This window comes from Salibacterium halotolerans, assembly GCF_900115625.1.
Taxonomy (GTDB): Bacteria; Bacillota; Bacilli; order Bacillales; family Marinococcaceae; genus Salibacterium; species Salibacterium halotolerans.
Window position 1 is genome coordinate 21,775 of sequence record NZ_FOXD01000005.1, and the last position, 11,802, is coordinate 33,576.

Sequence of the window (11,802 nt, forward strand, 5' to 3'; positions counted from 1 at the left end):
GACAGTATGGCGGATAAGGTCGCAGTTATTGGAGCGGGCAGCTGGGGTACAGCTTTGGCATCCGTTCTGGCAGGTAACGGACAGGACGTGCGGTTATGGACAAGAAGAGAAGATCATGCGGAAGAAATCAATCATTATCACACCAATCATAATTACCTTCCCGGCTTTCAAATTTCTGAAGCTGTTCAGGCTTTCACCGATTTAGGCAGCTGCACCCGCGACGCAGATTACATTCTGCTCGTTGTACCGGCAAAAGCCGTACGGGACATGATGAAAGAGCTTCGTCCGTTTATGTCGGAGGAGACTGTATTGATTCATGCTTCCAAAGGAATTGAACCCGGCACATCCAAACGTATTTCTGAAGTGATCGAAGAAGAACAGGCCGACGCTGCCGCGGGCAGTATTGTTGTGTTGTCCGGACCGAGTCACGCGGAGGAAGTGTGCGCAGAGCAGCCGACGACAGTCACCGTTTCTTCCAATGATACACTTGCTGCAGAAAAAGTTCAGGGATTATTCATGAACCACTATTTCCGCGTGTATACGAACCGGGATATCATCGGAGTCGAAATTGGAGGCGCATTAAAAAATATCATTGCTCTTGGAATCGGAATGACCGACGGGCTTGGTTTTGGGGATAACGCCAAAGCCGCCTTTATGACGCGGGGGCTCGCTGAAATTTCACGTCTGGGTGTCACATTGGGGGCGAGCCCGCTGACGTTTAACGGTCTCTCCGGTCTAGGCGACTTGATTGTAACCTGTTTCAGCCGCCACAGCCGGAACCGCCGTGCTGGTGAAAAAATAGGAAACGGCGCACCGCTGAATGACGTCCTCGAAGAAATGGGTATGGTGGTGGAAGGAGTCAGGACGACTAAGGCTGTTTATGAACTTGCTAAGGTTCAGAGTGTGGAGATGCCGATCACAGAAGCTCTGTATGAGGTTTTGTTTGAAGAAGTAAAACCTGAAGAAGCCGTCCGTCAGTTGATGGCGAGAGAGCGCAAACACGAAGAAGAAAACATGTCCCTGCTGCTTGATCCTGATTTTCAGGAAAAATGGAACGCTTCAAGGAACAATCCCGGGACAGACAGACAATAAGAAAGCACGCCTTTCTCCGGCCCCGCATAGAATGGGGTGAATCGTGAGAAAGGGAGGCTGCTGTATGAAGCACAGTGATTCAATGTTTGAAAATATCGAAAAAAATACCAATGTGAAACAGGAAGATATCATGAAATTAGTCCAATCACTGCAGGGAGCTGATTTCCAGGATGAGAAAACGGTACGCAGAGTAATCCGGGATGTCGGTGCTCTTGCCGGTAAACCCGTTTCCGCCCGGAAAGAAGATGAGTTGACGAAGGCTGTCATGAATCGTGATATCCCTCTCGATCTGGCTTCTTTAAGTAAATGGTTTCAGTCCAGTCGATGAAAGCAGAAATTTTCTTTCCGTTTCAGAGGCGAATGCTCATTCCAACAGATCCGTTCATGAATACAGTAAACAGAGTAGAAGGAAGGCTGTGCTGAAAAAAGGAAAGAATATAGCCGGAAACCAGCCGTACTCCGCCCCGGTACCGGCTGGTTTTTCATGATTTTGTCACTGCCTTCTTCGGTTCATCCGACAGAACAGGGGGTTAATGTGTTATAATGTGATGTTGAAAAAGGGGGATAAAGCGATGACGCCCTTACAAAATATGTGGTTCGCTTTTTTCGGGATTTTTTTGATGTTTGCTTCAGCAATGCTGTCTCTCTTATCCCATAAACTATCAGGATTCTGGCGTTTTCTTGTTCTGTCTGTTTCCTTTATCTTTCTGGTAACAGCTGGATTAATTGTACTTATTATTGTGATAAGAGGGCCGCTTGCGGACTAAACACATAAAATGATGCTCCTCATCGGACGGCAGGAGGTGGACGCTGTTGAAACGATACATTTCCCTGCTTGGCGGCATGGCAGCTATGGTTATTCTATTATCGGGGTGCCTGTTTCCGCAGAATCAGCGCGCGGAAAATCAAACCCCATATGAATCACAGCTGCGCTCTGTCCAGCAGGCAGTTGAACAGTATCAAAAGGATACCGGTGTGCTGCCCATCCGCACCGTGGAAGCGGATACACCGGTCTATCAGAAATATCAGATTTCATTCAACGAATTAATACCACGTTATATGCAGCAGCCGCCAGGGAATTCTTTTGAAAACGGCGGCAGCTACCGGTATGTAATTATTACGCCTGAAGAAGACCCAACGGTAAAAGTTATTGATTTAAGCATTATGGATGAAGTGCAGAAGCTGGCACGTGCGGTCAACAGCTATATTGACAGTAATGAGTACGCGCCGATTAAGGAATCGGCTGGTCCCGGTGTTTTTGAAATAGATAATGAGCGTCTTGGCTACAGTGGCAAAATGCAGGTGGACAGCCCCTACCATGACGATACGTCGCTCCCTATGCTGATCAATGCCCAGGGGGAAGTGCGGATTGATTATGCGATAGACTTAAATATTGCGCTCGAGGAGTATGAACACGATTTGCATCCCGGAGATGATATCAGGTCCATTCTGGCGCAGAACTCACCTATTGTTCCAGCTTATTCGGTACCATACACGCTTAATGAAAGCGGAGAACCGGTTTTTAAAGAAAGCAGCTGAATAGAAGCATATAAAAATGCCGGACGATTATTTACTGAATCGTCCGGCATTTTTATACCTGTTTATTGTAAGTTTCATGTTTTAAAGATCGGGCGTATTCTATGTTATTTACCGGCTTCGGATATAAACAGGGCATAAGTTATCCTGTGCATCATAGATATATATTGTCATACATGTAAGACCGGTATCGGAATTTAATTGAACAGGAGGGGATCCAGTGGAAAAAGTGGATATCTTCAAGGATATCGCAGAACGGACCGGAGGAGATATATATTTAGGAGTTGTCGGCGCCGTCCGTACCGGTAAATCCACGTTTATTAAAAAATTCATGGAGCTGGTTGTACTTCCCAATATGGGAAGTGAAGTCGATAAAACAAGGGCGACGGATGAACTGCCGCAAAGTGCAGCTGGTCGTACCATTATGACCACAGAGCCGAAGTTTGTACCGAACAACGCGGTTTCGCTGGAGGTAGAAGAAGGACTGGAAGTAAATGTGCGGCTGGTAGACTGCGTCGGGTATACCGTCGAGGGAGCGAAGGGGTACGAGGATGAAAACGGCCCCCGTATGATTAACACTCCCTGGTACGAAGACCCTATTCCATTTCAGGAGGCCGCTGAGATTGGTACGCGAAAAGTCATTCAGGAGCATTCGACCCTTGGAGTGGTTATTACTACAGATGGAACGATTGGAGACATTCCCCGCGGTGATTACGTGGAAGCCGAAGACAGAGTAATGGAAGAACTGAACGAAGTAGGAAAACCTTATATTATGGTGATTAATTCCGTGCAGCCGCATCATCCGGAAACAGAAGCACTCCGGCAGGAGCTGATGGCAGAACATGATGTTCCGGTACTGGCTCTAAGCATAGAAAGTATGACAGAGCACGATATTCACCACGTATTAAGAGAAGTGCTTTTTGAATTTCCGGTTCATGAAGTGAACGTCAATCTGCCGAGCTGGGTGATGGTCCTCCGGGACAATCACTGGCTTCGTGAGGAATATGAACAATCCGTCCGCAACACGGTAAAAGACATCAAGCGGCTTCGGGATGTAGATAGAGTGGTGCAGCAGTTCGCCGGGAACTTTGAATTTATAGAAGAAGCCGGATTAGCAGGTATTGAGATGGGCCGCGGGGTTGCTGAAATTGATCTGTATGCGCCGGAACATTTATACGATCAGATATTAAAGGAAGTCGTCGGGGTGGAAATCAGGGGAAAGGATCACCTGCTCCATTTAATGCAGGACTTTTCCCACGCCAAGCATGAATATGATCAAGTCAGTGAAGCTTTGAAAATGGTAAAACAGACAGGTTACGGTATCGCAGCTCCAGCGTTAACCGATATGAGCCTGGATGAACCGGAAATAATTAAACAGGGATCACGTTTTGGTGTGAGACTGAAAGCAGTGGCACCGTCCATTCACATGATCAAGGTGGATGTTGAATCTGAATTCGCTCCGATTATCGGAACCGAAAAGCAGAGTGAAGAACTCGTTCGTTATTTAATGCAGGACTTTGAAGAAAATCCATTGTCGATATGGAATTCCGATATTTTCGGGCGTTCCCTCAACTCCATTGTCCGCGAAGGGATACAGGCCAAATTGTCCCTGATGCCGGAAAACGCAAGATACAAACTGAAAGAAACATTGGAGCGTATCATCAATGAGGGCTCCGGAGGATTGATTGCGATCATACTGTAGACGATGGTTGAAGAAATCCGCGTAAAGAAGCACTCCCGCTTATCTGCCTATGATAAGTGGGAGATTTTTTCTATGTCTCATGATTTCTTTCATTAAAGTTTACATAATAATGTTATTGTAAAGGTAAATCCTGATTCTTTGCTTTCCAGCCCCCCTTATGCTAAAATTTTTCAAAGGTCATATTAAGTGTAGACAGGGGGAAAAGCTAGTGTCTGACGTTAATCACGATAAAATAGAACAGGCTGTTTATTCCATTCTTGAGGCTGTTGGAGAAGATCCTGACCGCGATGGTCTGCGTGATACCCCGAAAAGAGTCGCTAGAATGTATGAAGAAGTATTTCAGGGACTTTCGCAGGATCCGTCTGAACATCTTCATACCGTATTCGGCGAAGAACATGAAGAACTCGTTCTTGTAAGAGACATTCCCTTTTATTCGATGTGTGAACATCACCTTGTGCCGTTTTACGGGAAAGCGCACGTAGGCTACATACCAAAAGAAGGACAAGTTACCGGATTGAGCAAACTGGCAAGAACAGTGGAAACAGTAGCGAAAAGGCCGCAGCTTCAGGAGAGGATTACATCAACTGTTGCCGATAGTATATTACAAACACTGACGCCCCATGGTGTCATCGTCGTAGTGGAAGCTGAGCATATGTGTATGACGATGCGTGGTATCCAAAAACCGGGAACGGAAACAGTAACCTCAGCGGTACGGGGTTCCTTTGAACAAGATGAAGCATCGAGAGCGGAAGTACTGACGCTTATTAACCGTTCGTAATAAAGGAGGCTGAGAAATGTCGTCTGATGATTTTTGTGTCATTAAAGCGGAAGAAGATGGAGTGCATGTCATTGGTTTGACCCGGGGGACTGACACCAGGTTCCATCATTCGGAGAAGCTGGACCGTGGAGAAGTGATGATCGCTCAGTTCACAGAACATACTTCTGCGGTGAAAGTAAGAGGAAAAGCTGTGATCCAGACGAGTCACGGGGAATTGAGAACAGAAGAATAGCACGGAGGAAATTTTTAATAGAACGGGGGCCCTCCCATTATGAAAGAGCTGTATGAAAATGCAGAAGTGCAGAAAATAGAACAAGAATTCAGGCAGCTGACCAGCCATCCATATTTAAACGAATATATTGAGGAAGCCGGTATTGAATACGATTATATATTATTCATGATGGAGCTGCTCTCGGATTCCTCTCTTTCTGCCGATACAGAGAGAGAACAGATATTATCGGCTCTTTTAGTGCAGGCAGCCTTTGTTACGCATGAAAAGGTGGAGACCGGCGGGAAGGACGCATTTCATGATAAAAAGCCGAGGCAGTTGACCGTTCTGGCGGGGGATTTTTTCAGCAGCCTTTACCACAGTATGCTCGATAGAGAGGTTCATGCTTCTGTAATACCGGTGTTCAGTGAAGCGATACAAAAGATTAATGAAGAGAAAATGAGTCTTCATTTCCGTGAAAATGAGAGCGAAGATGTACTGCTTTCCCGGCTCGCTTTAGTCGAAGGATGTTTTTTAAAGAAAATCGGATCGTTCTACAAAAAGCCGGAGACTGGTTCGCTGGCCGAAACTTTTTTTCTGTTAAAACGGCTCGTTCATGAACGAAAACCGCAGGAAAACTGTTATCTTTCTGCTCCTGCCGGATCCATCCACGCGTTTTTGGAAGGTGGAAGCAGGGAATGGTCCGGAGCGTGGCCGACGGATAATATTGAACAGTGGCTGACCTTTCATATAAAAAGACTCCAAAAAGAGCTGCACCAAAAACTACATACAACAACCTCCGTTGGGAACAAGCTGCTCTATAATGTACTGAAAACATGGTCCCATGATTTTATAAAAGCTGAGATGAAGTAACGGGGGCGTGGATAATATGAATCGAACAAAAGAAGAACGGGTGCATGAAGTATTTGAAAACATACACCGCAATTATGACTTGATGAACTCGGTGATCAGCTTTCGTCTTCATAAGTCGTGGAGACAAAAGACGATGAAGGCACTGGATGTGGAAAAAGGAGCGGATGTACTGGATCTTTGCTGCGGCACGGCGGAATGGACGATTGATCTTGCCGAAGCCGCCGGACGTTCCGGAAGCGTGAAAGGTGTCGATTTCAGCGGCAGTATGCTTCGAACCGGTCAGGAAAAAGTGAATCAGAGAGGGCTTCCCCAGGTCGAACTCCTTCAGGCGAATGTGATGGATCTGCCGTTTCCGGACGAATCATTTGATTATGTTACGATTGGTTTCGGACTGCGAAACGCTGCTGATTATCCCACGGTGCTTCGTGAAATGCACAGAGTTCTCAAAAAGGGAGGCCGGGCGGTTTGTCTCGAAACATCGATGCCGGAAAACAGTTGTTTCAAACGGCTTTATTCCATATATTTCAGACACATGATGCCTTATCTCGGAAAACTGTTCGCCGGAAATTATGAGGAATATTCCTGGCTTCAGGAATCAACTGCCGCCTTTCCAAACAAAAACCTCCTTACGCTCATGTTCGCAGAAGCCGGCTTCCGGGAAGTGGACGTGACATCATTTGCGATGGGATCGGCCGCTGCACACTCTGCCTTGAAGAGCAGCTGAAGTATTGGAAAGGAAGTACATAAATGAAAAAAATAAAAATTATACTTGAAATGATAAAATTCGAACATACGGTGTTTGCCCTTCCGTTTGCCTTTCTCGGCGCAGTACTTGGAAATTTAATGATGGAAGGAACGTGGCCGTCGGTCATGGAATGGGTATGGATCACTCTTGCGATGTTTGGGGCGAGAAGTGCTGCAATGACAATGAACCGCATCATTGATGCCCGTATAGATAAAGAGAATCCCCGTACGGCCGGGCGCGCCATACCCGCAGGACTGATATCCATGAAACAGAGTATACTGTTTACCGTCGTTTCGCTGCTTGTGTTGTTAACGGCGGCGTTTCAGCTGAACATGCTCTCGGTGTACCTTCTTCCGGTGGCTGTGTTTTTTTTGACGCTTTACTCCTATACAAAACGTTTTACCTGGCTCTGCCATGTTTTTCTCGGTGCAACGATTGCCATTGCACCGCTTGGGGGCTGGGTCGGTGCAACCGGGACACTTCGCCCGGAAGCTTTTCTGCTTTTTCTTGCAGTAGCATTCTGGATTGCAGGATTTGATGTCATTTACGCTACACAGGATAAAGAACATGACGAGCAGGAGGGGATTTATTCGATTCCTTCCCGGTTTGGCATTCCGAAAGCTTTAATGATGGCGAGACTTTTTCACTTCATCAGCTTTATTGCACTCTTGTCCCTGCATTTTCTTTCGCCGCTTTCCTGGGTGTATCTGGCAGGGGTGCTGATCGCCGGGCTGGTGATGACGTATGAGCATTCCATTGTGAAACCCAATGACTTGTCCAAAGTCGGCGTCGCTTTTTTTCCAATGAACGGTGTCATCAGTTTTGTTATGCTGTTTTTCACGATTGGGGATATGCTGATATGACTGTAAAAACATTCACAGTAGCCATTACCGGGGCCAGCGGAGCGGTATACGGCATTCGTGTGACAGAAGAGCTGCTCAGGCAGGGGCACCACATTCACTTTTTAGTCAGCGAAGCGGGGTGGCAGGTATTCCGCGAAGAGCTTCTGCTTGATACATCAAACAGAGATGAGTGCGTGCGGCAGTTGTTTGCCGATTACCAAAAAAATCAATGGACCATGCACGAACTCCAGGATTTCAAGGCTCCGATTGCGAGTGGCTCTCATCATACCGATGGAATGGTTGTTTCACCATGTTCTATGGGAACATTGTCTAAAATCGCCAACGGCATTTCCGGAAATTTAATTGAAAGAGCGGCGGATGTCCAGCTGAAAGAAAAGCGCCCGCTCCTTCTTGTGCCGCGGGAAACTCCGCTGCATGGTATTCATCTTGAGAATCTTAGCAGAGCGGAGAGAAATGGAGCTCTTATTGTACCGGCCATGCCGGGCTTTTACCATCTTCCCGAAACAAAAGAGGACTTGATCAATTTTGTCGCCGGCAAGATTCTGGACAGTCTCGGAGTGGATCACGCTTTATTTACGAGATGGGGGCAGAAAAAGTGAGCATTAGAATCGGCGAAATTTCCTATACCAATATAATACCCGCTTTTCATTTTCTGAATAAACGGAAACTGGAAAGCCAGGGATGCCTGTTTTATCCCAAGGTACCGGCACAGCTGAATGAAGGCATAAAAGAAGGGTCCATTGATGCGGCAGGCATTTCTTCGTTTGCCTACGGGGAAAATGCCGGGAATCTGGAACTCCTTCCGGATTTGTCAGTATCTTCCTACGGAAAAGTAGGGTCCATTCTCTTCTTTTCGAAAAAGAGAATGGAAGAGCTTGAAGGCAGTTCCATTGCTTTGACTTCATCAAGCGCGACATCCGTTCATTTATTAAAAGTAATTCTTGCGGAATTTTATGGTCTTAAAAGAATTGATTATCAAACGATGCAGCCTGATTCAGAAACAATGAAAGCAGAACATGATGCCTTTTTATTGATAGGGGATGATGCCATCCGTGAATCATGGAATCCGGATCCGTCGCTCTATTGTTATGATCTTGGTGAACTGTGGTATAAACATACCGGACTGCCGATGACATACGCCGTCTTTGCAGTGAGAAACGAAGCTTCCGAAAATGAACCGGATATCATCAAAAGTTTGTTTAAAGCTTTTCACTACAGCAAAGCATTGTCGCTATACAGCTGTTTTGAACAGATGATACGGGATGTGCAGATTGAACACGGCGGAAGCCCCGATTTCTGGGATAATTATTTCCGCGGTCTGCATTATGATTTTCGGGAACGGGAAAAACAAGGATTGCTTTATTATTTCAAACTTTTATACAAATACGATTTTTTCAAGACCCCCGTAAACCACATTCAGCTGTGGACAGCCGGAAACGAGGTGCAATACTTATTTTGAAGGTGAATATCATGAAGTTGGCCGACCTGTACATGTTTCTCAAACCGGATATCAAAAAAATAGAATCAGAGCTTGAACGTGCCGTGGAAGCTGATCATCCGGTGCTTCGGGAGGCGTCTTTGCACCTGCTTCATTCAGGAGGCAAACGGATCCGGCCGGTGTTTGTGCTGCTAAGTGCTAAATTTGGACATTACGAGATCGACCGCGTCAAATATATTGCTGCAGCTCTTGAGCTGATCCACATGGCGTCCCTGGTTCATGATGATGTCATTGACGATGCCGATCTGCGCCGCGGCAGTAAAACGATTAAGGCGAGATGGGACAACCGTGTCGCGATGTATACAGGGGACTATATTTTTGCGAAGGCGATTGAGAAAGCTTCGTTTTTTGAAAATGAAACGATTCACCGGGTAATCTCCAATGCAATGATGGAGATGTGCCTGGGTGAAATAGAACAGATACGTGATCAATATAACTGGGATCAGAATTTCAAAACCTACTTGCGGCGTATTAAGCGCAAGACTGCGCTTTTGATCGCTGTCAGCTGCCAGCTCGGCGCTATCAGTGCAGGTGCCTCGCGTAAAGATCAAAACCGCCTTTATTATTATGGTTATAATGTTGGTATGTCCTACCAGATAATTGATGATATTCTGGATTTTACGGGAACGGAAAAAGAATTGGGCAAACCGGCCGGCGGCGATCTGAAGCAGGGAAACGTTACCCTGCCGGCATTGTATGCGATGCATCATGATCCATTCTGCCGGGAAGAAATCAACCGGATTATCGGAGCAAATGGAGACGAGCCGGGCGATATTTCTCCCCTTCTCGATATGATCAACCGCTCCGGCGGGATAGAGTATTCTAAAACGTTGAGCAGGCAGTACTTGGAGAAGGCTTTTCGTTCCCTGGATGAACTTGAGGATATTTCAGCCAAAAAATCGCTTCTGGATATCGCATCCTACATCGGGAGCCGCAGCAGCTGATCCCCTTATGTAACGGAAGTTGCTAACGCTTTCAGAGTTTGGTATAATCATACCGGTTAAGCGAACGATTACATAGGAAAGAGGGATGAAGATGGAACAGTCGTTTATCATGGTGAAACCCGACGGCGTACAGCGCAACCTTGTCGGAGATATCGTGCAGCGTTTTGAAAACAAGGGTTACACGCTGGCAGCAGCCAAGTTAATGTCCATCCCGCGGGAAACGGCGGAAAAGCATTACGCGGAATTAAAGGATAAGCCGTTTTTCAACAGTCTGATTTCGTTTATTACATCGGGGCCTGTGTTTGCGATGATTTGGGAAGGAGAAAATGTGATTACCGAAGCCCGTAAAATGATGGGGACAACAAATCCGCTTGAGGCTGCCCCCGGTACCATCCGCGGAGACTATGCCGTTCAGGTCGGCATGAATGTTATTCATGGATCCGATTCCCCTGAAAGTGCAGAACGTGAAATGAACCTGTTTTTCAGCAAAGACGAGATTCAGTCTTACGAAAAAAATATAACCGACTGGGTGTAAATCCCTCCGTAAGAACACCTTTCCGAATGGAAGGGTGTTTTTTAAAATCCGGTGTAAGGCTGTTATAAGCGTACTGTTCACCTGCTGTATGTCATGATACAATATCAGCAAGATTCAGAAAGTGAAAGAGGGCACACACATGAGTGAAAAAGGTGAAGCTGCAGGAGTTCGTTTCGGGTCAGAGTCCGATTACGTTCGTTTCAAAGAAAACGTGAAAAAAAAGACGGGAATTGATTTATCGCTGTATAAAGAAGCTCAGATGAAACGGCGTCTGACTTCGTTTTATGAGAAACGCGGATATCAGAGTTTCGAGGATTTTTTCAGCAGAGGAATAAGTAAAGATGAATCTGTACTGGAAAAGTTTCTGGAACGGATGACGATAAACGTATCTGAATTTTACCGGAATTCCAAGCGCTGGGATGTGCTGAATAAAGTCATTCTGCCCCGGCTGCTGCAGCAGTCCTCGCGTTTGAAAATATGGTCGGCCGCCTGTTCGACAGGAGAAGAACCGTATACGATGTCAATTATGCTGAAAGAAAACAGCTCGGTCCGGAATTACAGCATTACAGCCACTGACATAGACGATGTTATTTTAAAACGGGCAAAAGCAGGGTTGTACACGGAAAGGGCGCTGAAAGAACTTTCCACGCCCATCGTTAACCGGTATTTTCATAAAGAGGATACAGGCTTTCGTATCATAGAGGATTTAAAGCAGAACGTAACGTTCCAAAAACACAATCTGCTCGCTGATACATATGAAAACGGCTATGACATTATTATATGCCGGAATGTTCTGATATATTTTACCGACGAAGCAAAAAGAGAAATCTACAGGAAATTTAATAAAGCACTGAAACCAGGCGGTATCCTTTTTGTAGGAAGTACAGAACAGATTTTTAATCCGGAACAGTTCGGATTCGAAACAGAAGATACGTTTTTCTACAAAAAAACATCGGACATATGACGAGTGCATATTTCCCGACACAAGCGCCGCTGAATATGTTATCATTTAATGCATAAAAGCACGA

At 45.9% G+C, this 11,802-nt stretch carries 15 protein-coding genes; all 15 read left to right on the forward strand.

Translation table 11 applies throughout. The features are described 5' to 3' along the window. Positions 1–6: 6 nt before the first annotated feature. The 15 genes from BM124_RS05705 (at position 7) to BM124_RS05775 (ending at position 11,738) form a co-directional block, all read left to right on the forward strand. Positions 7–1,092 carry an NAD(P)H-dependent glycerol-3-phosphate dehydrogenase gene (locus tag BM124_RS05705; protein WP_093335946.1) on the forward strand — a complete coding sequence of 362 codons (1,086 nt, stop codon included), beginning with the start codon at positions 7–9 and terminating at the stop codon, positions 1,090–1,092. Positions 1,093–1,156: 64 nt separating this feature from the next. Beyond that, on the forward strand, positions 1,157–1,420 hold the full coding sequence (locus BM124_RS05710; protein ID WP_093335947.1) for a stage VI sporulation protein F: 264 nt from the start codon (positions 1,157–1,159) through the stop codon (positions 1,418–1,420). A 244-nt stretch (positions 1,421–1,664) separates the two neighbouring features. After that, entirely contained in the window at positions 1,665–1,859 is a 195-nt protein-coding gene (locus tag BM124_RS05715) for a DUF2768 family protein (RefSeq protein ID WP_093336145.1), read from the forward strand. Between the two features lie 46 nt (positions 1,860–1,905). Continuing rightward, the gene (locus BM124_RS05720) at positions 1,906–2,631 is read left to right on the forward strand and encodes a hypothetical protein (protein ID WP_244504246.1); all 726 of its coding nucleotides are present in this window, start codon (positions 1,906–1,908) and stop codon (positions 2,629–2,631) included. Positions 2,632–2,848: 217 nt separating this feature from the next. Then, a complete protein-coding gene (gene spoIVA, locus BM124_RS05725) occupies positions 2,849–4,330 on the forward strand; it encodes a stage IV sporulation protein A (protein WP_093335949.1) in 1,482 nt (493 codons plus the stop codon). Positions 4,331–4,538: 208 nt separating this feature from the next. After that, positions 4,539–5,108, forward strand: a complete 570-nt coding sequence (gene folE / locus BM124_RS05730) for a GTP cyclohydrolase I FolE (RefSeq protein ID WP_093335951.1) — start codon at positions 4,539–4,541, stop codon at positions 5,106–5,108. A gap of 16 nt (positions 5,109–5,124) precedes the next feature. After that, on the forward strand, positions 5,125–5,340 hold the full coding sequence (gene mtrB / locus BM124_RS05735; RefSeq protein ID WP_090926801.1) for a trp RNA-binding attenuation protein MtrB: 216 nt from the start codon (positions 5,125–5,127) through the stop codon (positions 5,338–5,340). A gap of 39 nt (positions 5,341–5,379) precedes the next feature. Then, positions 5,380–6,189 (forward strand): heptaprenyl diphosphate synthase component 1, encoded by an 810-nt coding sequence (locus BM124_RS05740; protein WP_093335953.1) that lies wholly within the window; start codon positions 5,380–5,382, stop codon positions 6,187–6,189. A 16-nt stretch (positions 6,190–6,205) separates the two neighbouring features. Beyond that, complete coding sequence (locus BM124_RS05745) at positions 6,206–6,913, forward strand: demethylmenaquinone methyltransferase (protein ID WP_093335954.1); 708 nt, start codon at positions 6,206–6,208, stop codon at positions 6,911–6,913. Between the two features lie 23 nt (positions 6,914–6,936). Then, positions 6,937–7,797 (forward strand): UbiA-like polyprenyltransferase, encoded by an 861-nt coding sequence (locus BM124_RS05750; protein ID WP_093335956.1) that lies wholly within the window; start codon positions 6,937–6,939, stop codon positions 7,795–7,797. Beyond that, positions 7,794–8,396, forward strand: coding sequence for a UbiX family flavin prenyltransferase (locus tag BM124_RS05755; protein WP_093335958.1), 603 nt, complete (start codon positions 7,794–7,796; stop codon positions 8,394–8,396). The genes BM124_RS05750 and BM124_RS05755 overlap by 4 nt, the downstream gene beginning before the upstream one ends. Further along, positions 8,393–9,256: a menaquinone biosynthesis protein gene (locus BM124_RS05760; protein WP_093335960.1), complete on the forward strand. Its 864-nt coding sequence runs from the start codon at positions 8,393–8,395 to the stop codon at positions 9,254–9,256. Before BM124_RS05755 ends, BM124_RS05760 begins: the two co-directional genes overlap by 4 nt. Before the next feature lie 11 nt (positions 9,257–9,267). Next, positions 9,268–10,239 (forward strand): heptaprenyl diphosphate synthase component II, encoded by a 972-nt coding sequence (gene hepT, locus BM124_RS05765; RefSeq protein ID WP_093336148.1) that lies wholly within the window; start codon positions 9,268–9,270, stop codon positions 10,237–10,239. Between the two features lie 91 nt (positions 10,240–10,330). Next, positions 10,331–10,774, forward strand: coding sequence for a nucleoside-diphosphate kinase (ndk, locus tag BM124_RS05770; RefSeq protein ID WP_093335962.1), 444 nt, complete (start codon positions 10,331–10,333; stop codon positions 10,772–10,774). 139 nt (positions 10,775–10,913) lie between these two features. Continuing rightward, positions 10,914–11,738: a CheR family methyltransferase gene (locus tag BM124_RS05775; protein ID WP_093335964.1), complete on the forward strand. Its 825-nt coding sequence runs from the start codon at positions 10,914–10,916 to the stop codon at positions 11,736–11,738. The last annotated feature ends 64 nt before the right edge of the window (positions 11,739–11,802 follow it).